Annotated in this window: 22 protein-coding genes; 11 read left to right on the forward strand and 11 right to left on the reverse strand. The window is 71.9% G+C overall.

Features of this window, described 5'->3' with window-relative positions:
* Positions 1 to 7: 7 nt before the first annotated feature.
* Positions 8 to 1,555 carry an MFS transporter gene (locus O7620_RS22045; RefSeq protein WP_278124853.1) on the reverse strand — a complete coding sequence of 516 codons (1,548 nt, stop codon included), beginning with the start codon at positions 1,553 to 1,555 and terminating at the stop codon, positions 8 to 10.
* Between the two features lie 106 nt (positions 1,556 to 1,661).
* Here O7620_RS22045 and O7620_RS22050 point away from each other — a divergent pair, with 106 nt between their 5' ends.
* From O7620_RS22050 to O7620_RS22070, 5 genes are all read left to right on the forward strand, one after another.
* Positions 1,662 to 2,141: a helix-turn-helix domain-containing protein gene (locus O7620_RS22050; protein ID WP_278124854.1), complete on the forward strand. Its 480-nt coding sequence runs from the start codon at positions 1,662 to 1,664 to the stop codon at positions 2,139 to 2,141.
* Positions 2,142 to 2,239: 98 nt separating this feature from the next.
* Positions 2,240 to 2,737: a PfkB family carbohydrate kinase gene (locus O7620_RS22055; protein ID WP_278124855.1), complete on the forward strand. Its 498-nt coding sequence runs from the start codon at positions 2,240 to 2,242 to the stop codon at positions 2,735 to 2,737.
* Positions 2,738 to 2,784: 47 nt separating this feature from the next.
* Positions 2,785 to 3,669, forward strand: a complete 885-nt coding sequence (locus O7620_RS22060) for an SMP-30/gluconolactonase/LRE family protein (RefSeq protein ID WP_278124857.1) — start codon at positions 2,785 to 2,787, stop codon at positions 3,667 to 3,669.
* Between the two features lie 104 nt (positions 3,670 to 3,773).
* On the forward strand, positions 3,774 to 4,877 hold the full coding sequence (locus O7620_RS22065) for an L-dopachrome tautomerase-related protein (protein ID WP_151490157.1): 1,104 nt from the start codon (positions 3,774 to 3,776) through the stop codon (positions 4,875 to 4,877).
* 40 nt (positions 4,878 to 4,917) lie between these two features.
* A complete protein-coding gene (locus O7620_RS22070) occupies positions 4,918 to 5,445 on the forward strand; it encodes a YetF domain-containing protein (protein ID WP_151490159.1) in 528 nt (175 codons plus the stop codon).
* Positions 5,446 to 5,473: 28 nt separating this feature from the next.
* Here the strand turns inward: O7620_RS22070 and O7620_RS22075 are convergent, their stop codons facing one another.
* A complete protein-coding gene (locus tag O7620_RS22075) occupies positions 5,474 to 6,229 on the reverse strand; it encodes a dienelactone hydrolase family protein (protein ID WP_278124860.1) in 756 nt (251 codons plus the stop codon).
* Positions 6,230 to 6,411: 182 nt separating this feature from the next.
* Between O7620_RS22075 and O7620_RS22080 the strand changes: the two genes are divergently transcribed.
* The 4 genes from O7620_RS22080 to O7620_RS22095 all read left to right on the forward strand — a co-directional run bounded on the left by O7620_RS22080 (position 6,412) and on the right by O7620_RS22095 (position 8,331).
* The gene (locus O7620_RS22080; protein WP_278124861.1) at positions 6,412 to 6,906 is read left to right on the forward strand and encodes an SDR family NAD(P)-dependent oxidoreductase; all 495 of its coding nucleotides are present in this window, start codon (positions 6,412 to 6,414) and stop codon (positions 6,904 to 6,906) included.
* Positions 6,907 to 7,001: 95 nt separating this feature from the next.
* Complete coding sequence (locus O7620_RS22085) at positions 7,002 to 7,406, forward strand: hypothetical protein (protein ID WP_151490165.1); 405 nt, start codon at positions 7,002 to 7,004, stop codon at positions 7,404 to 7,406.
* Complete coding sequence (locus tag O7620_RS22090) at positions 7,403 to 7,906, forward strand: universal stress protein (RefSeq protein ID WP_278124862.1); 504 nt, start codon at positions 7,403 to 7,405, stop codon at positions 7,904 to 7,906. Before O7620_RS22085 ends, O7620_RS22090 begins: the two co-directional genes overlap by 4 nt.
* A 74-nt stretch (positions 7,907 to 7,980) precedes the next feature.
* Positions 7,981 to 8,331 carry an SAV_915 family protein gene (locus O7620_RS22095; RefSeq protein WP_151490180.1) on the forward strand — a complete coding sequence of 117 codons (351 nt, stop codon included), beginning with the start codon at positions 7,981 to 7,983 and terminating at the stop codon, positions 8,329 to 8,331.
* Here the strand turns inward: O7620_RS22095 and O7620_RS22100 are convergent.
* The 8 genes from O7620_RS22100 to O7620_RS22135 all read right to left on the reverse strand — a co-directional run bounded on the left by O7620_RS22100 (position 8,232) and on the right by O7620_RS22135 (position 19,832).
* Positions 8,232 to 10,241, reverse strand: coding sequence for an FAD-dependent oxidoreductase (locus O7620_RS22100; RefSeq protein ID WP_278124863.1), 2,010 nt, complete (start codon positions 10,239 to 10,241; stop codon positions 8,232 to 8,234). The genes O7620_RS22095 and O7620_RS22100 overlap by 100 nt on opposite strands.
* Positions 10,242 to 10,341: 100 nt before the next feature.
* Positions 10,342 to 11,022 (reverse strand): response regulator, encoded by a 681-nt coding sequence (locus O7620_RS22105; RefSeq protein ID WP_151490191.1) that lies wholly within the window; start codon positions 11,020 to 11,022, stop codon positions 10,342 to 10,344.
* Between the two features lie 2 nt (positions 11,023 to 11,024).
* Positions 11,025 to 13,571, reverse strand: coding sequence for a DUF4118 domain-containing protein (locus O7620_RS22110; protein WP_278124865.1), 2,547 nt, complete (start codon positions 13,569 to 13,571; stop codon positions 11,025 to 11,027).
* A 72-nt stretch (positions 13,572 to 13,643) separates the two neighbouring features.
* Positions 13,644 to 14,525: a potassium-transporting ATPase subunit C gene (locus tag O7620_RS22115; protein ID WP_278124866.1), complete on the reverse strand. Its 882-nt coding sequence runs from the start codon at positions 14,523 to 14,525 to the stop codon at positions 13,644 to 13,646.
* The gene (kdpB, locus tag O7620_RS22120; RefSeq protein WP_278124867.1) at positions 14,525 to 16,720 is read right to left on the reverse strand and encodes a potassium-transporting ATPase subunit KdpB; all 2,196 of its coding nucleotides are present in this window, start codon (positions 16,718 to 16,720) and stop codon (positions 14,525 to 14,527) included. Before kdpB ends, O7620_RS22115 begins: the two co-directional genes overlap by 1 nt.
* A gap of 20 nt (positions 16,721 to 16,740) precedes the next feature.
* Entirely contained in the window at positions 16,741 to 18,396 is a 1,656-nt protein-coding gene (gene kdpA, locus O7620_RS22125) for a potassium-transporting ATPase subunit KdpA (protein ID WP_278124869.1), read from the reverse strand.
* Positions 18,396 to 18,485, reverse strand: a complete 90-nt coding sequence (kdpF, locus tag O7620_RS22130; protein ID WP_036390805.1) for a K(+)-transporting ATPase subunit F — start codon at positions 18,483 to 18,485, stop codon at positions 18,396 to 18,398. The genes kdpA and kdpF overlap by 1 nt, the downstream gene beginning before the upstream one ends.
* Positions 18,486 to 18,791: 306 nt before the next feature.
* On the reverse strand, positions 18,792 to 19,832 hold the full coding sequence (locus tag O7620_RS22135; RefSeq protein ID WP_151492784.1) for an SAM-dependent methyltransferase: 1,041 nt from the start codon (positions 19,830 to 19,832) through the stop codon (positions 18,792 to 18,794).
* A gap of 72 nt (positions 19,833 to 19,904) precedes the next feature.
* On the opposite strand from O7620_RS22135, the gene O7620_RS22140 reads away from it, so the two are divergent.
* Positions 19,905 to 20,708, forward strand: a complete 804-nt coding sequence (locus O7620_RS22140) for a zf-HC2 domain-containing protein (RefSeq protein ID WP_278124871.1) — start codon at positions 19,905 to 19,907, stop codon at positions 20,706 to 20,708.
* A gap of 24 nt (positions 20,709 to 20,732) precedes the next feature.
* On the opposite strand, the gene O7620_RS22145 is transcribed toward O7620_RS22140, so the two are convergent.
* Positions 20,733 to 21,386 (reverse strand): TetR/AcrR family transcriptional regulator, encoded by a 654-nt coding sequence (locus O7620_RS22145; protein WP_151492782.1) that lies wholly within the window; start codon positions 21,384 to 21,386, stop codon positions 20,733 to 20,735.
* Between the two features lie 236 nt (positions 21,387 to 21,622).
* Between O7620_RS22145 and O7620_RS22150 the strand changes: the two genes are divergently transcribed.
* Entirely contained in the window at positions 21,623 to 22,777 is a 1,155-nt protein-coding gene (locus O7620_RS22150) for a peptidoglycan recognition family protein (protein ID WP_278124873.1), read from the forward strand.
* The last annotated feature ends 209 nt before the right edge of the window (positions 22,778 to 22,986 follow it).

Consider the following 22,986-nt stretch of genomic DNA (forward strand, 5'->3'; position numbering starts at 1 on the left):
GCCGGCTTCAGTGCTGGTGCGGGCGGTTGCGGATGAGGGTGAGCGCGAGGACGGCGGTGACCAGGAAGACGATGCCGGTGATCCGCAGACCGGCCTGGACTCCGGTGGTCATCGCCTCCGCGAGTGCCGACCGGACCGGGTCGGGCAGCGGCTGGTCGCCGGTGGCGCCGGCGGCCACCGCCGCCCGCACGGCCGATCGGGTGGGTTCTTGCACCTGGTGTGCGGCGAGGCGGTCCGGCAGGTTGGCCAGCATCGTGGTGGTGAGCAGCGTGCCCAGCAGGGACGAGCCGAGCACCGAGCCGACCTGCCGGGCCGCGTTGACCGCACCGGAGGCCATGCCGGCCTGGGCGGGCGCGACGCTGGCCAACGCCGCCGCCGTCGCCGGGGCCACCACCAGACCGCTGGCGGCACCGAACAGGGCGAACAGCGCCCAACGGTGATCGAATGTCGTGGTCGCCCCCTGTGCCGCGAGCCCGAAGGTGGCCACCGCGCCGAGGACCAGGCCGAGGGTGAGCGGTGCCTTGAAGCCGGTGCGCCGGATCGTCCGCCCGGCGGCGAAGGCCACGAGCACGTACCCGCCGAAGAGCACCAGCATCCGCCAGCCGGTGTCCAGCGGGGTGAGGGCCTGGGCACGTTCGTGGAACAGGACGAGCAGGATCGCCACACCGGTGAAGCCGAACAGCGACACCGCGGCGACGACCATGACGGCGCTGAACGACGCCGACCGGAACAGCCGTACGTCGAGCATCGGCGCGGTGGTGCGCAACTCGACCAGCACGAACGCGACCAGCGCGGCGGCCGAGACGATCCAGGCGGTCGCCACGACTGGGCTGGTGTAGCCGTCGCGCCCGCCCTGGATCATGGCGTAGACGGAGGCGGCGATGGCGAGGGTGCCGAGCAGCAGGCCGGGGAGGTCGAGTCGGCCCGCGCTCTGCCGGGACTCGGCCACCCCGATCGCGGCGACGACGAGGGTCACCACACCCAGCACGATCGTCGACAGGTAGACGCTGTGCCACTGGTGGTCCCGCAGCAGCGTACCGGCGATGAGCGGCCCGATCGCGAGCCCGATCCCGGAGGCGGCCGACCAGGCGGTGATGACCTCGGTACGGCGGTGCGGGTCGGTGAACGTCGCGCCGAGGATCGCCAGGCTGTTCGGCAGGATCAGGGCCCCGCCGAGTCCGGCGATCAACTGCCCGACGAGCACCCAGGCGACGGTGGGCGCGCTGGCCACGACGGCACCGCCAACGATCATCGCGACGACACCCGCGCCGAACATGCGCCTGCGCCCGTAGCGGTTGCCCAGAGTGGCTGCGGACAGCACCAGGCTCGCCACGACCAGGGTGTAGGCGCTGGGGATCCAGATCACGGTGGTCGGGTCGACCCGCAGGTCGCGCTGGATGCTGGTCAGGGCGGAGACCGTCGCGGTGATCTGCAGGAACGTGATCATCGCACCCAGGCACATGGCGACCAGGGTCATCGGGCGGGAGCCACGGACGGATGAGCGGGCGGTGACGGCCGGTCCGGATCCGGACGGGGCCGTGATGCCAGTGGTCACGAAGTGTCCTCGGGTCGATGGAGGCTGGCTTTCATCCTGGCAAGTCAGCAGCTCCCCAGTGAAGCATGCTGGCTAACTCCAACGCAAGTCAGGTAGGCTGGGTGGCATGGAGGACCTACGGGACGACCGCGACTCCTGGTCGATGGCGAACTGCTCGGTCGCACGGGCGATGGACATCGTGGGCAGCCGGTCGACGATCCTGATCATGCGCGAGGCGCTGCTCGGCACCCGACGCTTCGACGACTTCGTCCGCCGGGTCGGGGTCGGCGAACCCGCCATGGCGGCCCGACTCAAGGAAATGGTCGCCGCCGGCCTGCTCGAACGGATCCCGTACCGGGAGCCCGGGCAGCGCACCCGCCACGAGTACCAACTCACCCGCAAGGGCGGCGACCTACTCCCCGTCATCACGGCGCTGCGCAACTGGGGCGACACCTGGAGCGCCGACGAGGCCGGCCCCGGCATCCTCGCCACCCACCACAACTGCGGCGAGCCCGTCCGTGCCGTGATCCGCTGCGCGGCCGGACACGACGTCGAGAGCGGCGACATCGACATCACCGCCGGCCCGGGCCTGATCCGCCGCGACTGACGCCACACCGCCAGGTCAATCACTGACGCTGGCGTCCGGACGACGGTGCCTACGCGACCGCGCGGTCCCGATGAGGGCGCTGCCGTGACCAGGCGGTGGTGGAGGCCGTACGGCGTGCCGGAGCGGCGGGCAGCACCGTCAGCCTGGACGTCAACCACCGCAACCGCCTCCGGTCGGTCAGCGACGCCGCCGCCGCACTGCGACCGCTGCTGCCCTCGATCGACCTGGTCGTCGCCTCCGACGACGAACTCGCCGTGCTGACCGACGCGACCGACCCGGTCGCGGCACTGCGCGAAGCCGGCGTCACCGAGGTCGTCGTGAAGCACGGTGCCGACGGAGCGACCAGCCACAGCACGACCGGCACGGTGCACCGGCCGGCCCGGACGGTGCCGGTGGTCGACACCGTCGGCGCCGGCGACGCCCTCGTAGCCGGGTTGCTCTCCGGCTGGCTGGACGGCCTCGACGCGCGAGCCCGGCTGGACCGGGCCGTCACCACCGGCGCGTTCGCGGTCGCCACCAGGGGTGACTGGGAGGGCCTGGCGGACCGGAGCGAGCTGACGCTGCTCGACCACGGGCCTGGCGGTACGGTCCGCTGACCGGCGCGGCGGCCGACGCCGCCGTCGGAGATCGTTGGAGGAACGCGATGGAGCTGACCGAACCGACCGTCTGGAGCACCGACCGGTTGGAGCTGGGCGAGGGACTGCGCTGGGTCGACGGCCGGCTGGTCCTCGTCGACCTGCTGGCCGGCCGGCTGCTGGAAACCGGCGGCGACACCCCCGGCCCGCTGCGGGAGCTACGCCGCCTCGACGTTCCGCTCGGCGCCGTCGCCCCGGTGACCGACCGGCCCGGCGACTGGCTGGCCGCCGCCGGGACCGGCGTCACCCTGCTGCCCGCCACCGGCGACCCCCGACCGGTCGCCGACCTGGTCGGCGACGCGCCCGAGCCGACCCGCATGAACGACGCCGTCGCCGACCCGCACGGCCGCTTCTGGGCCGGCAGCATGACGTACGCCGGAGTGCCCGGCGGCGGCACGCTGTACCGGCTGACCCCGGGCGCGGCACCGGTACCCGCGGTCACCGGCATGACCATCCCGAACGGCCCGGCGTTCGACGCCGCCGGCACCACGATGTACCTGGCCGACTCGCCACGCGGCGAGGTCGACCGGTTCACCGTCAACCCGCGCACCGGTGACCTGCACGGGCGGGAGCCGTTCCTGCGGCTGGCCCCCGCCGACGGCGGCCCGGACGGCATGACGGTCGACGCGGCGGGCCACCTCTGGGTCGCCCTCTGGGGCGGCTCGGCGGTACGCCGTTACCGGCCGGACGGCACCCTCGACCGGGAGATCCGACTACCGGCAGCCCAGCCGGCCGGCATCTGCCTCGGCGGCTCCGACCTGCGCCGACTCTTCATCGGCACCGCCCGCCTGGGGCTGACGTCGGCCGGTCCGGCGGACGGCGCACTGCTCGCCGTGGACGTCGAGGTCCCCGGCCTGCCCACCCCGCCCGCCACCGCACCCGAGGCCAGCTGACCGTCCCGGCCAACGCGTCAGGCATACCGGACGCCGGGGCGGGAATAGCGGCACGACGGCAACCGGCAGAGGGGCGAGACGATGAGCACCGTGGGGCGGGCGTCATGAACGGTCCGGTCGGCGACGAGCCGGTCGGGGAGCTGGAGCTGGTGCACACGTTCACCGGCCCGATGCCGACCGGGGTGAGCGTCTCGCACCAGGGCCGGATCTTCATCAACTTCCCGAGGTGGGGCGACGACGTGCCAGCCACCGTCGTCGAACTGCGCGACGGCCGCGAGGTGCCCTACCCCGACCAGGCGTGGAACGAACCGTCCGGCGACGACGACGCGGGGGCGTTCGTCTCGGTGCAGAGCATCGTGGTGGACCCGGCGGACCGGCTCTGGGTGGTGGACACCGGCAGCCCGAAGTTCCAGCCGACGAAGCCGGGTGGGCCAAAGCTGGTCCGGATCGACCTGGACACCGACACGGTCGCCCAGGTGATCACCTTCCCGAGGGACGTGGCACCCGCGTCGACGTACATCAACGACGTCCGCTTCGACCTGCGGCGGGGCGAGTCGGGGGTCGCGTACCTCACCGACTCGACGGACTCCGGGCCGAACGGGATCATCGTGGTGGACCTGGCCAGCGGAGCCTCCTGGCGGCGACTGCACGACCACCCGTCCACCAAGGCGGAGCCGTTGAAGAACTACCGCCCGTTCGTCGAGGGCCGGCCACTCCTGTCCCGACCGCCGGACGGGCCGCCGAAGCCGCTGGCGATGGGCTCCGACGGCATCGCCATCTCGGCCGACGGCAGCCGGCTGTACTACTCCCCACTGATTTCCCGACGCCTGCACAGCGTGTCCGCCGAGGCGCTGGCCGACCCGTCGGTCACGCAGGAGGCGGTGGCGGCGACGGTCGTCGACGAGGGGGACAAGGCCACCGGGTCGGACGGGTTGGAGTCCGACGACGCGGGGCGCCTCTACCTCACCTCGTACGAGCACAACGCGGTGCTGCGGCGGCTGCCGAACGGCGAGTACGAGACCCTCGTCCACGACCCTCGGTTGCTCTGGCCAGACACCATGTCGGTGGCCACCGACGGGTACCTCTACGTCACCGCCAACCAACTGCACCGGCAGGCGCAGTACCAGGGTGGCAAGGATCTGCGGCGCAAACCGTACGGGCTGTTCCGCACCCGCATCGACGCCGGCCCGGTGCTCCTGCGCCGCTGACCGGTAGGCATGGCTGGTCGGGTGGCGGGTAGCCCCTCGGGTGGCCGACTGGCATGAGGTGTTCGTCCCGGACACCCCGCTATTGGAGATCGTGGTCCGGGGCAGCGTCATGTACCTCGCGCTGTTCACCCTCCTGCGGGTCATCCTCAAGCGGGAGAGCGGCACCACCGGCGTCACCGACCTGCTGGTCATCGTGCTGCTCGCGGACGCCGCCCAGAACGGCATGTCCGGCGGCTACACCTCGGTCACCGACGGGGTGCTGCTGGTCGGGGTGATCATCGGTTGGTCGTACCTGCTGAACGCCGTCGCCTACCGCTGGCAGGCCGCCGCGCGGCTGATCCGACCCGGGTCGCTGGTGCTGGTGCGGGACGGGCGGGTCATGCGGGCCAACATGCGCCGGGAGCTGATCACCAACGAGGAGCTGCACACCCTGCTGCGCGAGCAGGGCGTCGTCGACCTCTCCCAGGTCCGCGAGGTGCGGATGGAGGCCGACGGCCGGTTCAGCGTGACCACCCGTACACCCGGTCGGCCCCGCAACGACCTCGACGCCCCGGGCGGCCTCGGCTGACGACCGGCCCGGGACAGGGCCCGCGGCCTCAGCCGACCGGCAGGGTGCGGTCCAGCAGATCGAACAGGGCGGCCCAGTGGCGTTCGGTGGCCTGCTCGTCGTACGCCGGGGTGTCGGACATGGTGTAGCCGTGGTGCGCTCCCGCGTACACCTCGGAGCGGTACCGCACGCCGGCGGCGTCGAGTGCCTTCTCCAGCGTGGCGACCTGCTCGGGCGTCATCGACTGGTCGGCGTCGGCGTGGCCGAAGTACACCTCGCCGATGATCGAGCCGACGCCCAGGTGAGGGCTGTCCGGCGCGTCGGTGACAATCCGCCCGCCGTGGAAACTCGCCGCCGCGGCGATCCGGTCCGGGTGCGCCTCGATGGCCCGCAGCGCGTTCGTGCCGCCCATGCAGTAGCCGGTGATCGCCACCGGGCCCGACCGGACGTCGTCGCGGGCGGCCAGGAACTCGAGGTACGCGGCGGTGTCCCGGCTGATGACGTCGGCGGTCAACGCACCGATCAGCGGCATGATCTTCTCGAAGATCGCGCCCCGCTGGTCGGCCTCGGCGAGTCGGGACAGGTCGAACAGGGGCGCCCGGCCGGCCCGGTAGAACAGGTGCGGCGTCAGCACCAGGTAGCCCCGGGCGGCGATCCGCTCCGCCATCTCCACCAGGCGCGGGCGTGGCCCGAAGGCGTCCATGAAGAGCAGCACGGCCGGGAACGGGCCGTCCCCGTCCGGTCTGGTCAGGCAGGCGTCCGCCACGCCGTCGCTGGTCGGGATGTCCACCGTCGTCGTCTGCACCGGGCCTCCTCGTACGCCGATCTTGGTCCGTCCGGAACGTTACTCGCCACGCCGGCGGGCCCGACAACGGTCCGCCAGACCGGGACCGCCGATCCCTGGACAAGGCCACCCTGGGCAACGGTCGGCGGCCGGCCCAGTGTTGTCCGCGACCGATGAGGGACATCGTTGACCGGGGAGTTGCCATGCTCGACCTGACCGTTCCGGACCTGACTGGAAAGCTCGCCGTGGTGACCGGCGGCAGCGACGGGCTGGGCCTCGGCCTGGCCACGCGGCTGGCGCGGGCCGGTGCCGAGGTGGTGCTGCCGGTCCGCAATCCGGCCAAGGGCACCGCCGCGCTGCAGACCGTCCGGGCCGCCGCGCCGGACGCCGTCGTGTCGACCCGGCAGTTGGACCTCGCGTCGAAGCTGGCCACCCTGCACTTCGGGCTGGAACTCGACCGGCGCAGTCGGGCCGGCGGCTGGGGCATCCTCGTGCACTCGGTGGACGCCGGGCTGCTGCCCGCCCTCTACGCGGCCACCAGCGCGCAGGCCCGGGGCGGCCGGTTCTACGGCCCGGACGGCCTGGGGCAGTTCACCGGCAGACCGACCGAGCTGGCCGTCTACCGTTCGGCGCGCGACACCGACGACGCCGCCCGCCTCTGGAGGGTCTCCGAACGGTTGGTGGGCGTCGAGTTCTGAGCCCGGCGTGAACGGCGCGTCAAGAATGGGCGGTGGCCCGTCGAAACGGCGTATCGACGGGCGCTCCGCCGCCGTTGCGTGGCGACGATGGGTCCATGAGTCCTTGGCGGATGACACGCTGGGAACGCGGGAACCCGCCACCCGGCGCCGACACAGACAGCAGCCCTGACGAGCCCGTCACGAGGGCGGGCGGGCCGGAACGCCGGCATGAGGCGCTGGTCAGCGTCCGGCTCGGGCCGTCCGCGCCCGGCAGCCACCTGGTGGAGTACCTGCGCCACGAGCCGTGCGCCGTCGACGCCTGGTGGATCGCCGCCGACGTCGACGCGATGGTGCGGCTCTCCGCCGACAGCATGACCGTGCTGCACCGCGCCGTGGCCGACCTGCGCCGGCGCGCCGGCGTGGAGGTGGTGGTGGCGCACCACATCCTCCGCGCCCTCGACCTGACCCCACCGGTCGACGTACGGGAGGACGCCCCGGCATGGGCGGTGTCCGCCGCATGAGCCGCCCCACCGCTGCCCGCCGGATCATCGTGGGCGTCGACCGGTCGTTCGCCGGGATGCAGGCGTTGCGCCGCGCCGTGCAGTTGGCCCGCCGCGACGGCGCGCAGGTGGACGCCGTCCGCGCGTGGGTCTTCGCGCCGACCTGGCGGCCCGGCACGCTGACCTGGCACTGGCAGGACGAGTGCGACCGCGCCGCCCTGGCCTATCTGCGCGGCGTCTTCGACGCGGCGCTGGGTGGGATGCCCGGCGACGTGGCCGTGCGACTGGTGGCGGCCCAGGGGTACGCCGGGCAGGTGCTGGTCGACCACGCGGACCGCGAGTCCGACCTGCTCGTCGTCGGCAGCCCCGAGCGAGGCCGCTTCGGCCGTTCGCGGGGGCACGTGACCCGGTACTGCGTGAAACGTGCCGTCGTACCGGTCATCGCGGTGCCGGCCCCGTCCTGGGCGCGGGCCGCGACGATCCGCCGCTTCTCTCGCGACCTCGAACGATTCAGTCATTGACCCCCTCGGGATCGACACGTTTGGAAGGGACCACATCAACCATGGACGAGGGCCCGAGAATCTACGCCGTTCCGGTGCGTGACCTGCCGGGACGGATGGTGCGGACGGTGCGGACCGGACGCTCACCGCAGGGTCAGCGGGTGGGCATCGCGTTCACCCGCGCGGATCTGCTGGTCGCCGCGATGGGCGCGGAACAGCCGTGGGAGGAGCTGTGCGAGTCGGCCCTGCGCGGCATGCTCCGTCCGCTCGGCATCGACGTGATCCAGGTCGACCCGCTGCTGGTCGCACCGCCTCTGCACCCGGTCGACCCGGCACCCCGTCCCGGTCAGGCGCGGACGAAGCGCACCGCGTCGGCGATCACGTGGCCGTCGGTGTCCTCGGTGCGGATCAGCACGCTCCCGTCGGTGCCCGCCGTGAACGGGTAGGTGCCCAACGGCACCCACTGGCCGCCGGACTGCCGCTGGTCGACGATCCGGGTGGTCACACCGCCGGAGTACGCGATGTCCACCGGCACGTTGGTCGCCCGGTTCGGGTCGGCGGTCCAGCGCAGGTGCACGGTCCACGAGCCGGAGGTGGGCAGCGTGGGGCGGAAGCGCAACCGGTTGACGCCCTTGGCGGTGTTGCCGTCGTGCTCGTAGTCCGGGCCGTAGTAGCCGCCGATGCTGGTGCTGCGCAGCCACGTTCCAGCCCGGGTGATCCCGCTGGACGCCGCGTTGTCCAGGATCACCTCGCTGGTCGAACCCCACTCCAGCACCGCGCCGTCCTGCCGCAGCCGGGACTGCAGGGTGGGCACGGGCACGGCCTGCACGGCGAGGTTCCCGGTGAGCGCCAGGGACGCCGCGGTGGCCGCGGCCTGCCCGAGGATCATGAACACCGGTTCCATCCGGATCGAGCCGTACGCGATGTGGCTCGCCGAGAGGCAGACCGGCACGAGCAGATTGGCGCACTGGGCCTGGTGCGGCACGATCGAGCGGTAGCTCACCGGGTACGGCGCGGGCACGCTGATCTGCACGTCCCCCTCGTTGCGGACCTTGCCGTCGACGACCACCCGCTGACAGTTGTGCGAGTCCATCGTGTAGCTGGCCAAGCCCACCGAGTCGGTGGCCCGTACACGGCCCCGGCAGTCGGCCTCGGTCATCACGTACGCGGAGACCATCCGGCGGGCCTCGCGGATGTAGAGCAGCGGCGGCCAGCCGCCGGTGCTGGTGAACTCGTCGACCGGCAGCCCCCACCGGGCGGTCGAGTCGCGGACCGGCGCCGGCAGTCGGGGGTCGTTCGCCAGGAACCACATCAGCCCCTGCTGGTACGTGCGGTGCTCGGCGATGATGCTCTCCCGCGCGGCCCAGCTCGCCGTCGGGTACGCGTGGTTGAAGCCGATGTGGTCGGTGGACACCGCCCCGTTGTTGTTGGAGTCGGTCTTGCCGCCGCCGACGGAGTGGGTGGTGAAGTACGGCCCGGTGTAGCCGGCCTGGATGTGGCGCAGCAGCAGCTCGTATCGGATCGGGTCGTAGCCGGACGGCTTGCCGAACGGGATCCGGTTGGCCGCCTGGGTCAGGCACATCCGGAAGCAGTACGCCTGGATCCGGTCGTCGCCGCTGCACTGCGGGGCGAGGGGGGTGGCGGAGATGCCCGGCAGCAGCCCGCTCGCGGGTGAGCCGGCCGTCACGTACGGGTCGACGGGGTAGACGAACTGGTGGGTGTTGCGCGACTGCACCCCGTTGATCGTCTCGCCGTAGGTGTCGTTGGACTCCCGCCCGACGGTGAAACCCACGCCGGCCATGGCCAGCAGGTCACCCTCGTAGGTGGCGTCGACGAACACCCCGCCGGAGTAGACCGACCCGTCCTCGGTGCGCAGTTCGGTGATCCGGTTGCCGCTGCGACCGAGGCTGGTCAGCCGGGCATTGACGACCACCGGAACGCCCGCCTCGGCCAGCAGGTCGGCGAAGACCTCGGCGGCGACGTGCGGTTCGAAGGTCATCCGCAGCGGCGACGTCGGCGTGAGCGTACCGCCGTGGTACTTCACGTACACCCGGCGGTAGAACTCGGCGGCGAGCCCGCCGATGGACGCCTGGACGCCGGTGTCGGTGGCGCCGAGGCCGGCGGTGCTCAGCCCACCGACGTGGCTGGTGGGCTCCACCACGACGGCGGTGCGGCCCAACCGGCGCATGGTGATCGCGGCGGCCAACCCACCGGAGGTGGCACCGTAGACGACCAGGTCGGCGGTGGTGACGGCGGCGCGGGCGGGACCGGCCCGGAACGGGTCGGTGAGACCGGCCAGGACGAGGCCGACGCCGCCGGCGGTCAGCAGCCGACGACGGGACAGGGGCACAGACACGGCGGGCTCCCGAGGGGTAACCGGAGGGGGACGGTTACAGAAGCACGCCGCTGCCGCTGCGAACGAAATTCTTCAATCTCTGGCGGCAGGTGTCAACGGGTCACGGTCGGAAGCGGTAGCCCATTCCCGGTTCGGTGATGAGGTGGCGGGGGCGGGCCGGGTCATCCTCCAGCTTGCGTCGCAGCTGGGCCAGGTACTGCCGCAGGTAGTTGGTCTCGTTCTGGTATTCCGGCCCCCACACGTCCTGCAGGAGCTGACGTTGGCTGACCAGCTTGCCGGGGTGGCGCAGCAGCTTCTCCAGCACACTCCACTGGGTGGGGGTCAGCTTGACCTCGGCGCCGTCGTCGCGCCAGACCCGGTGGTCGGCCAGGTCGACGGTGTGCTGGCCGATCCGCAGCGCGGGCACCGCGTCGCTGGGCGCGGCGAGCCGCCGGGTGACGGCGCGGATGCGGGCCAGCAGCTCCTCCACCCCGAACGGCTTCGTGACGTAGTCGTCCGCTCCGGCGTCGAGCGCGGCGACCTTGTCCTCGCTGCCGGCCCGCCCGGACAGCACGATGATCGGCACGCTGGTCCATCCGCGCAGGCCACGGATCACCTCCACGCCGTCGATGTCGGGCAGGCCGAGGTCGAGCACCACCAGGTCGGGCGGGTGACTGGCGGCGGCCTTCAACGCGGCGGCCCCGGTGCCGGCGACGTCCACGTCGTACCGGCGGGCGCGCAGGTTTATCCGCAGGGCGCGCAGGATCTGCGGTTCGTCGTCGACGACCAGGATGCGGGTCATTCCTACGGCCCCTCCGAGTTGGTCTGCGCGGCGGCGGGGAGCCGCAGCACCATGGTGAGGCCACCACCGGGTGTGGTCTCCGGGGTGATGCTGCCACCCATCGCCTCCGCCAACCCCCGGGACAGGGCGAGCCCGAGACCGACGCCGGTCTGGTTGTCCCGGTCGCCGAGGCGCTGGAACGGCAGGAAGACGTGCTCCCACTGGTCCTCCGGGATGCCCGGCCCCCGGTCGATGACCCGCAGCTCCACCTGACCGGCGTGGGCGCTGGCGGTGATGGTGGGCGGCTGGTCGGGCGGGCTGTACCGCAGCGCGTTGGCGACGATGTTGACCAGCACCCGTTCCAGCAGGCCCGGATCCGCGGCGGCGGCCGGCAGGTCGGCCGGGATGTCCGTGCCGACGGTCGCGGCCGCCGGGCCAAGTTCGTCCAGGGCCAGGGGTACGGCGTCCTCCAGGCCGATCACGGTGGCCGAGATGCCCAGCACGCCGGCCTGCAGGCGGCTCATGTCCAGCAGGTTGGCGACCAGCCGGGCGAGCCGGTCCAGCGACTCCTCGGCGGTCTCCAGCAGCTCCTCGCGATCGGACTCGTCGAACTCGATGTCGTGGCTGCGCAGACTGGTCACGGCGGCCTTCGCCGAGGCCAGCGGCGTACGCAGGTCGTGGCTGACCGCCGCGAGCAGCGCGGTGCGCATCCGGTCGGCGGCGGCGAGGGGTCGGGCGGTGGCGGCCTCCTCGGCGAGGCGCTCCTGGCGCAGCGCGACGGCGGCCTGGGCGGCGAACGCCTCGACGATGCGCCGGTCGGCGGCCTCCAACCGCCGGCCGCTGAGTACGACGGTGATCCGCTCGTCGACGGGCACCGCCGTCTCACCGCCGTCGGGTGTGCAGGCCGGCTGATCGCCGACGCTCGCCACCACGCACCAGGCGTGCTCCTCGCGTGCCCGGTCGGGGCGACCGCCGGCCTCCTCGGCCAGCTCAAGCACGCTCACCGCGCGCAGCCCGAACGTCTCCCGGAGCTGGTCCAGCAGGGCGGGCAGCGGGCGTTCGCCGCGCAGCACGCCACCGGCCACGGCGGCGAGGGTCTGCGCGTCGGCGGCGGCGCGGGCGGCCTCCCGGGTACGCCGGGCGGCCACGTCGACGATCCAGCTGACCGCCAACGCCACCGCGACGAACACGGCCAGGGCGAGCAGGTTGTCGGCCTCGGCGATGGTCAGCGTCCGGTACGGCGGGGTGAAGAACCAGTTGAGCAGCAGCGAGCCGCCGAGCGCGGCGACCAGCGCCGGCCACACGCCACCGACCAGCGCGACACCGACGACCCCGGCGAGGAACAGCAGGATGTCGTTGGTCAACGTCAGGTCGGGCAGCGTCTTCAGCAGCAGGGTGAGCAGCGGCATGCCCAGCACCGCCAGGCCGAAGCCGAGCAGCCGGCGGCGCCGGGACAGCGCCGCCGGCACGGCCGCCGCCCGCCGTCCCTTACCGGCCTGCTTGTGGGTGACCAGGTGCACGTCGATCGAGCCGGACAGCGCGGTGGTGGTCACCCCGACACCCCGGGCGAAGATCTGCGCGAGGCGGCCCCGCCGGCTGGCGCCGAGCACCAGCTGGGTGGCGTTCACGCCCTGCGCGAAGTCCAGCAGCGCGGCCGGCACGTCGGTGCCGAGCACCTGGTGGTACGTGCCGCCCAGGCTCTCGACGAGGACCCGTTGGCGGGCCAACTGTGCCGGGTCGGCGCCGGCCAGGCCGTCGCTGCGGGCCACGTGCACGGCGAGCAGGTCGGCGCCCTTGCTGCGGGCCGCGACCCGGGCCGCGCGGCGGATCAGTGTCTCGCCCTCCGGGCCTCCGGTCAGCGCCACCACGACGCGTTCCCGGGCCTCCCAGGTGGCCGCGATGCCCTGCTGGCTGCGGTACCGGTCGAGCTGCTCGTCGACCTTGTCGGCCAGCCAGAGCAGCGCCAGCTCGCGCAGCGCGGTGAGGTTGCCGACCCGGAAGTAGTTGCCCAGCGCGGCATCGATCTTGTCGGGTCGGTAGATGTTGCCGTGCGCCATCCGCCGCCGCAGCGCCTCCGGGGTCATGTCGACAAGCTCGACCTGCTCGGCGGCGCGGACGATCTCGTCCGGCACGGTCTCCCGCTGGGTGGTGCCGGTGATCTGCGCGACGACGTCGTTGACCGACTCCAGGTGCTGCACGTTAACCGTGGACAGCACGTCGATGCCCGCGTCGAGCAGCTCCTGGACGTCCTGCCAGCGCTTGTCGTGCCGGGAGCCGGGCACGTTGGTGTGCGCCAGCTCGTCGACCACCGCGATCTCCGGCCGGCGGGCCAGCACGGCGTCCACGTCCATCTCGGTGAACTCGGCGCCCCGGTACGTCATCGCGCGGCGGGGCACCTGCTCCAGGTCGCCGAGCATGGCCGCGGTGTGCTGCCGGCCGTGGGTCTCCACGAAGCCGATCACCACGTCGGTGCCGCGGGCGGCGCGCCGCTGGGCCTCCTCCAACATGGCGTACGTCTTACCGACGCCGGGGGCGGCTCCGAGATAGATGCGCAGTTCTCCGCGTGGCACGGGAACATCCTCCCTGTTCAGATCGGCCGGCGGGGCCGCGCCCGGTCGGCACGGCCCCGTCTGCGCGTGTGCTCAGCGTGCGGCGAACTGCTTGTCGAGGGCGAGGTTGAGCTCCAGCACGTTGACCCCGGGCTCACCCATGAAGCCGAGCCCGCGACCGTCGGTGTGCTCCTTGACGAGCTTGCGGACCGCCGCCGGGTCCGCGCCGCGCTCCCGCGCGACCCGGTTGACCTGCAGCTCGGCGTACGCCGGGCTGATCTGCGGGTCGAGACCGCTGGCGCTGGCGGTGACCGCGTCGGCGGGCACCGCCGGCTTGGCGGGCGCGTCGCCACGGATCGGGGTGATGACCCCGCCGTCGGCCACGTAGTCCTCGCCCGGCTGGGCCAGCTCCACCGCGACACCCTCGTACGAGGTCACGAACGGGGTGGCCGGGGCGGCCTGGTTGACGCTGACCACCCGGGTGACCTTGCCGGTCAGGCCGTCGGCGCGGAAGACCGCGAGCACCGCGCCCACCCCGTCGGTGGTGCAGAAGGGGCGCCGGCCGTCGACGCCGTTCAGCTCGCCGACCTCCTTGCTGCGCCCGCACACCTGGGTGAGCAGGCTCTCGCTGGACTCCTCCGGGTCGGTGGCGATGGTGTCGACCACGCTCTCCGGGCCCAGGTTGCTGGCCGAGGTGGAGGTGGGGTCGTAGCCGTCGCCGGCCGCCGACGGGCGGGACTGGAAATAGCGGGCGACGGGGTTGCCGTCCGCGTCGGTGAAGGACTGGCCGATCAGCGAACTGCCGATCGTCGTCCCGCCCGAGGAGATCAGCGAGCCGTCGGCCTTGTGGTTGAGGCCGGGCAGCTTGCCGACCGCCACCAGGGCCAGCGGGTAGACCAGGCCGAGCAGCACGGTGAAGACGAGCACCGCGCGCAGGGCGGCAAGGTGTTGGGCGATCCAGGTGGGTAGGCGCATCACGAAATCCCCGGGATGAACTGGATGAGCAGGTCGATGAGCTTGATCCCGATGAACGGCACGATGATGCCGCCCAGACCGTAGAGCCAGAGGTTGCGGCTGAGCAGCTTCGACGCGGCGGCCGGCCGGTACCGCACGCCCCGCAGGGCGAGCGGGATCAGCGCGATGATCACCAGGGCGTTGAAGATGACCGCGGACAGGATCGCCGACTCCGGGCTGGACAGCCGCATGATGTTGAGCGCGTCCAGGCTCGGGTAGAGGCCGGCGAACATGGCCGGGATGATCGCGAAGTACTTCGCGATGTCGTTGGCGATGCTGAACGTGGTCAGCGCGCCACGGGTGATCAGCAACTGCTTGCCGATCTCCACGATCTCGATCAGCTTGGTCGGGTCGGAGTCGAGGTCGACCATGTTGCCGGCCTCCTTGGCGGCCGACGTACCGGTGTTCATCGCCACCCCGACGTCGGCCTGGGCGAGCGCCGGCGCGTCGTTGGTGCCGTCACCGGTCATCGCGACCAGCCGGCCACCCTCCTGCTCCCGCTTGATCAGCGCGAGCTTGTCCTCCGGCGTCGCCTCGGCCAGGAAGTCGTCCACCCCGGCCTCGTCGGCGATGGCCTTCGCGGTCCGCGGGTTGTCGCCGGTGATCATCACGGTTCGGATGCCCATCCGGCGCATCTCGTCGAACCGCTCCCGCATCCCGGATTTGACGACGTCCTTGAGGTGGATGACACCCAGCGCGCGGGCGGGCTGGCCGTCGACGTGCTCGGCGACGACCAGCGGCGTGCCGCCGGTGCCGCTGATCGCGTCCACGATCTCGCCGACCTGCTCGGTCGGGTGGCCGCCGTTCTCCCGTACCCACTTCATCACCGCGGCGGCGGCACCCTTGCGGACCCGGCGGGCCGTGCCCACCGCGCCGCCGTCCACGCTGCCGTCCGGGGTGAGGTCGACGCCGCTCATCCGGGTCTGCGCGGTGAACGGCACGAAGGTGGCGTTCGGCATCACGCCGGGCTCGCGTTCCCGCAGCCCGAACTCGTTCTTCGCCAGCACCACCACCGAGCGCCCCTCCGGGGTCTCGTCGGCCAGGCTGGACAGCTGCGCGGCGTCGGCCACCGTGGCGGCGTCGACCCCCTCGACGGGTACGAACTCGGCGGCCTGCCGATTGCCCAGCGTGATGGTGCCGGTCTTGTCCAGCAGCAGGGTGTTGACGTCGCCGGCCGCCTCGACGGCCCGGCCGCTCATGGCCAGGACGTTGCGCTGGACGAGGCGGTCCATGCCGGCGATGCCGATGGCGGAGAGCAACGCGCCGATGGTGGTCGGGATCAGGCAGACCAGCAGCGAGATCAGCACGACCCCGGTGACGCCGGAGTCGGTGATCGCGCCACTGTCCGGAGCGGCCGCCTGGTACGCCTTGGAGAAGATCGCCAGCGGCTGGAGGGTGACCACGGCCAGCAGGAAGATGATCGTGAGCGCGGCGAGCAGGATGTTCAGCGCGATCTCGTTCGGTGTCTTCTGCCGGTTGGCGCCCTCGACCAGGGCGATCATCCGGTCGATGAAGCTCTCCCCCGGCTTCTGGGTGATCTTCACGATGATCCGGTCGGAGAGCACCTTCGTGCCGCCGGTGACCGCGCTGCGGTCACCGCCGGACTCCCGGATGACCGGGGCCGATTCGCCGGTGATGGCCGACTCGTCGACGCTGGCGATGCCCTCGACGATGTCGCCGTCGCCGGGGATGATGCCGCCCGCCTCGACCAGGACGACGTCGCCCTGGCGCAACTGCGGGGCGGGCACCGCCTCGTCGCGGTAGGTGTTGGCCCGCGCGCCCGGCTTCCAGTCGATCAGCCGGGTGGCGATGGTGTCCTGCTTGGCCTGCCGCAGGGCGGCGGCCTGGGCCTTGCCCCGGCCCTCGGCGACCGCCTCCGCCAGGTTGGCGAAGACCACGGTCAGCCAGAGCCAGACGGTGATCGCCCAGGCGAACACCGACGGATCGGTCACCGCCAGGACGGTGGTGAACGCCGCGCCGATCTCCACGATCAGCATCACCGGGTTGCGCCACAGGGTGGTCGGGTTGAGCTTGCGCAGCGCGTCCGGCAGGGACCGGATGAGCTGCTGAGGGTCGAGCAGGCCCCCACCGACCCGGTTGCCGTGGGTACGCGGAGTGCCGGGGAGCTGCTCTGTTGGGGCGGACGTGACGGACATGTCCTCGTTCCTCATGATGGTCAGAGCCCCTCTGCCAGCGGGCCGAGCGCGAGCGCGGGCAGGAAGGTCAGCGCGACGAGGACGACAGTGACGCCGACGACCATGCCGATGAACAGCGGTCGGTGGGTCGGCAGGGTGCCCTCGGACGCCGGGGTGGGTGCCTGGCGGGCCAGCGAGCCGGCCAGCGCGAGCACGAAGATGAGCGGCAGGAACCGGCCGAGCAGCATGCACAGCCCGAGCGCGGTGTCCCACCAGGTGGTGTTGACCGTGATGCCGCCGAACGCGGAGCCGTTGTTGTTGCTGGCCGAGGTGAACGCGTACAGCACCTCGGAGAGGCCGTGCGGGCCGACGTTGAGCGCGGTCGAGTTGTTGCCGGTGGCGAACGCCGCCGCCGTGCCGACCAGCACCAGGATCGGCGTGATGAGAAAGTAGAGCGAGGCGAACTTGATCTCCCGCGAGCCGATCTTCTTGCCCAGGTACTCCGGGGTACGACCGACCATCAGGCCGGCGATGAACACCGTGATCACGGCGAGGATCAGCAGACCGTAGAGGCCCGAACCGGTGCCGCCGGGCGCGACCTCGCCGAGCATCATATTGACCATGGCCATCATGCCGCCGAGCGAGGTGAACGAGTCGTGGAACGAGTTGACCGCGCCGGTCGAGGTGAGCGTGGTGGCGGCGGCGAAGGTGGCCGAGTTCGACACGTCGAACCGCACCTCCTTGCCCTCCATCGCCGCACCGACCGCCTGCGGCACCGTGCCGTGGCCGGCCAGCTCGAAGATGTTGGTGATGGCGACGCTGGCGAACGCGAGGATGCCCATCACCGCGGCGATGGCGTAGCCCTGTCGGTTCTGCCCGACCATCCGGCCGAAGACCCGGGGCAGGCTGAACGGGATCAGCAGGAGCAGGAAGATCTCCAGCCAGTTCGTCCAGGTGGTCGGGTTCTCGAACGGGTGGGCGCTGTTGACGTTGTAGAAGCCGCCACCGTTGGTGCCCAGCTCCTTGATCACTTCCTGGCTGGCGACCGGGCCACCGGTGATGGTCTGCGTGCCGCCGGTCAGGGTGGACACGTCGGTGCCGGCGGACAGGTTCTGCACCACCCCACCGATCATCAGCGCGATGGCGCCGAGCACCGCGATCGGCAGCAGGATCCGCAGCACGATCCGGGTCAGGTCGACCCAGAAGTTGCCGAGCTGCCCGGTACGGCTGCGGGCGAAACCGCGTACCAGCGCGACCGCCACCGCGATGCCGACCGCCGCCGAGACGAAGTTCTGCACGGCCAGACCGGCCATCTGCACCAGGTGGCCCATCGTCGACTCACCCGAGTACGACTGCCAGTTGGTGTTCGTCACGAACGACACGGCGGTGTTCCACGCGCCGTGCGGCACCACCGCGTCGAAGCCCAGCGACAGCCACAGGTGGTTCTGCACCCGCTGGAACAGGTACAGGAACAGGATCGAAACCGCGGAGAACGCGAGCACGCTGCGGGCGTACACGCCCCAGGTCTGCTCGGCGGCCGGGTTGACCCCGACCAGCCGGTAGATGCCCCGTTCCACCCGGGACTGCTTCGTGCCGGCGACCGCCCGGAACATGTAGTCGCCGAACGGCTTGTAGACGGCGGCCAGGGCGGCCACCAGCGTCAGCACGAAGATGACGCCCGCTGTTGTCATGGTCATCAGAAGCGCTCCGGGAACAACAGGGCGAACACCAGGAACGCGCCCAGGACGATCGCCAGCACCAGACCGACGGCGTTTACCGCGTTCACAGCTTCTCCACCGCCCGGACCACCAGGGCGAGCACTGCGAACAGCGCCACCGTGAGGACCACGAACACCACGTCAGACACGCTGACTCCTCTTACCGGAAAGGTTCGTCGCGACCGCCTTCCGGTCGCGCCGGGCAATCAAAGCCCCACCACCCGCCGGACGGCAGGGGTCATAACGCGACCATGACGGAGCCGAACCTTTTCTTGACGCGGTTTTCACACCTGCTTACTGAACAGGTGAAATACGGCACAGACCCCCAATGGGGGTGGCGGCGTGGTGCGGGGTGGGCAGAGGTGCGAGGCCGGGTCAGGCCGGGCGGCGGGCCACCAGCACGTCTCGCATGATCGACTGGTCGACCCGGTGCCGCAGCGCGCGGTAGGGCTCCGCGTCCACCACGGTCAGGCCGGCGTCGGCCAGCGCCGCCGCCGCGTCGTCCCGGCTGGCGACGTGGGTGTTCCAGGAGATGCCGAGCGCCCCGCCGGGGCGCAGCAGCCGCGCCCAGACCGGCGCGGCGTCCGCGAGCAGCGCCAGCGGATCGCGGGTCAAGCCATGATCGGCGGTACGACTGCCGTGCTGCACGCCGTACGGGGCGTCCGCGACGACCAGGTCGACGGTCTCCGGGCGGAAGAACTCCGCCGAGCGGGTGGTGTCGGCGTTGACCACGTCCAGCAGCTGCGTGCGACCGGCCTTGTGCTCCTCGCGGGTCGGGGCCACCTCGATGCGTACCCGCCGGCCGACCACCTTGCGCTCCCGCCGCACCGGCCCCGACTCCAGCACCCGGTGCTTGACCCGCTTCTGCTTCAGCCAGGTGGTGATGAACGCCCGGTACGCCTCGACGTCCTTCTGGTCCCGCTCGATCCCGGCGGCGTCGAAGCCGTACATCAGGGCCTGGTTGAGGGTGGTGCCACGACCGCACAGCGGGTCGAGCACCCGGAAGCGCCGGCTGGTGAACTCGCCGGCCCAGTCCGAGGCGAGCAGTGTGACGTTGAGGAGCAGCTTGGTGAACTGCTCGTTGGTCTTGCCCGGGTACTTCTGGATGGTGAGCAGATCGTCGTCGTACCGGTCCAGTCGGCTCCACTCGATCGGGCGCAGCAGCTCGCCGACGATCTCGAACAGCGCGTACCCGGCGGAGAGGTTGCCCAGGACGGCCAGGTCCCGTTCGGTCAGCCCGTCACCGGTGAAGGTGACATAGGACGCCCCGCCGACCACCTCGGTGTCCAGCTCGCCGACCCGGCCGTCGAGCGCCGTGCGGCCGAAGATCTCCAGCTCGGCCCGGGTGAGGTCGATGGCGGAGCGGGCGTACACCCGGTTGGTGGCGGGCAGGATCAGCAGGCCGTAGCGCGTCATGATCCGGCGAGTATTCCACAACACGCCCGGGTCGCCGGGAACCGGAGCGGCCACTGGAGCGACTACCGGTACATGGGGTGTGAGCAGTGGCGGGAGGTCCTGTCCGCGCAGTTGGACGGGGAGGAGACCGCCGCCGAACGGACGGCGGCGCAGGGGCACCTCGACGAGTGCGCCGAGTGCCGGGCCTGGTTCATGGCTGCGGCCGCGGTGACCCGTCGGGTTCGTACCCGATTGGTCGTTGAGGTGCCCGACCGGACGGCGGCGATCCTGGCCGCGGCCGCCGAGGCACCGCCGGCCCGCCGCTGGTGGTGGCGGCCCCGGATGCCCCGACGTGGCCCGCTGGTCGCCGCGCTGCGCGCGACGCTCGGGCTGCTCGGCGCGGTGCAGTTGGTGCTCGGCCTGGCCCAGGTGGGCCGGGGCGCGACCGCCGATCATGTGCATGCCGCCGGTCAGCACCTGTGGCACGAGTCTGCCGCCTGGAACGTGGCGGTGGGTGCCGGCTTCCTCTTCGTGGCGGTACGCCGCACCCCGCCGGCCGGTCTGCTGCCGATGCTCAGCGCGTTCGTCGGCACCTTGCTGCTGCTGTCGGTCAACGACCTGGCCACCGGGTCGGTGGGCGGGGAACGACTGATCAGCCACGGCTTCCTGGTGGTCGGCTACCTGATCACCGTGCTGCTGTCCCGGCCCGGTCTGCGCCCCGGCGGGCCGGCACCGCAGCGGCAGCCGACGCCGTCCCGCTGGCGGTTCGGGGCCGACGAGGTGGAGCGACCCCTGCGGGTGGTACGCCCCGAGTCGTATCCGGCGCAGGCCGCCGACCGTTTCGCCGCCCCGGCTGCGCGTACCGGCCAGGCCAGGCGTGCCGGTCGGGCCGCCTGATCCCGCGACCGTGCGCGCCGGTGACTAGGCGCGAGGATCGGCCGGGCGCACCGGCTCGCCGGCAGCGATGACCTGCGGGACGACCTGTTCGACGATGGTCAGCAGGGTCGTCGTGAGCAGCAGGTGCACCTGGGCGCGGGTCAGCGCGCCACGCTGGAGCCATTCGCGGGCGGTCGACGTGGCCAACCCGCAGTACGCCCGGACCATGCCGCGAAGCTCCTCGTGGTGCACGGCCTGACCAGCCAGCCCGACGGCGACGAGCATCCGGTCAGCGGCCACCTCCTCGGCCTCGGCGAGCACCCGCTCCACGTCGGCGTCACCACCCATCCCCCGGGCGGTTACCGCCGCCAGCCACGAGGTGCTGTGCCGGGACACCACGTCGAGGAACCACGAGACGCTCGCGTCGACCCGCGTCCGCAGGTCACCCTTGGGCAGCCGTTCGAGGGCGACCTCCGGGATGGTCACCATGACCCGGACGACCTCCAGATAGAGGTCCTTCTTGGTGCCGAAGTAGTGGTTGACCAGCCCTCGGGCGACGCCCGCCTCCCGGGCGACGTCGGTGGTCGACACGTCCGCGTACGGCCGCTCGCCGAACAGCCGGACCGCGCAGGCCAGGATCTGCCCGCGCCGGGCGTCCGGCTCCAACCGGCGGCGGCGAGGGGCGGTCTCGACACTCATCTGCCCGACCCTAGCGGCAGCTCCGGGCCAGCCGCCGCTCATCACCTCGGTCACGCGGGATGATCGGCTCGTGCGGCTCTTCACGGGCAATAAACCAATCGTCTAGAGTGCCGCTTTAGCGTCTGCAACGCCCCATCCTGGTGATGTGTCCGAAGGGCCTGCCAGGGCACCAAGGCTCAGGCTGACGGCTCGGCATGCCGGCTGGCGCCTGAGGCATCGAGCAAGGGAGCAGCATTGTGGTTTCTCGACGTCGAGTCCTCTCCGGCGCGGCCGGCGCGGCGGTTGGCCTCTCGGCCGCTGGCACGTTCGCCGGGTCCGCGACGGCGGCGCCGTCCACCTCCACCGAAGTGACGTCGCCGCTGGCCGCCCCGCGCGGTCGCCTGATGAGCAGGACGGTGGTGACCTCACCGGCCATCCCGCTGACCCATCTCTCCATCAAGCACGGCGGCCCCTCGGCGGCGGTTCGACTCCGCACCGGCAAGGGGTGGAGCGACTGGCTGGAGCTGAACGCGTGTCAGAACGGCCGGGACGGAGCCCTGGCAGCGGCCCGCTCCAACGTCGTGGTCGCCAACGGCGCCACCGCGTACGAAGTCCAGGTCGCCGACGGTTCCGACGCCACCGTGTCCGAACTGAACATGGTCGACGGGCCCCGGCGGAGGATCCCGAACCCGCAGACGAACAGTCTTCCGGTGCCGCGAGGTGGCCGGCAGCCGACCTACCTGCCCCGCGCACGGTGGGGTGCTGACGAGTCGCTCCGCTTCGCCGACGACGGCAGCGAGCGGTTTCCGACCGAGTTCTTCCCGGTGCAGACGCTGACGGTCCACCACAGCGGGGTGTACGAACACAACGAGGACCCGGATCCGGCGGCGACGGTCCGTGCCATCTACTACGACCAGTGCATCCTGCAGGAATTCGGTGACATCGGCTACCACCTGCTGATCGACGAGGCGGGGCGGATCTACGAGGGTCGCTACTCCGACCCGGGAGGCCTCCCGGTGTACGGCCCGAGCGCCGGCACCGACGGCCGGCCGCTCATGGTCAACGCGGCGCACGTGGGTGGCTACAACGCGGGCAACATCGGCATCTGCCTGTTGGGCCGGTTCACGTCCCGCCAGCCCAGCGCCGCGGCACACCGGTCGTTGGTGTTCGTCCTGGCGGGCCTCGCCGCCACGGGTCGACTCGCCCCCGGCGCCAAGACCAACTACGTCAACCCGATCAGCGGGGCGAGTGGCACGGTCAACGTCATCTCCGGCCACCGGGACTGGGCGACCATCGGGGCCGGTCCGACCGAGTGTCCCGGCGACGCCTTCCACCCCTACCTCGGCGCTCTTCGCCAGGAGGTCGCGGTGATGCTGTCGCAGTTCCCGACTCCTCCGAGGCGCTCTCGATAGGTCGACACACCCCCGCGACAGGTCGACCCCTCGCCCCACCGTCTCCACCGCCCCCCGGTGGAGACGGTGGGGCCCGCGCTCATCCAGCCCGCCGGTAGCTTGAGCTCACCATGAAGGCGGGGTGTCGAGCGGATGGCCCGACTCCACGAAACCGGGAGTCGATCACGGCGAGGGCTGCTCACGGCTTATTGACATGCCGCCAACAGGGC

The organism is Micromonospora sp. WMMD710, from assembly GCF_029626045.1.
Taxonomy (GTDB): domain Bacteria; phylum Actinomycetota; class Actinomycetes; order Mycobacteriales; family Micromonosporaceae; genus Micromonospora.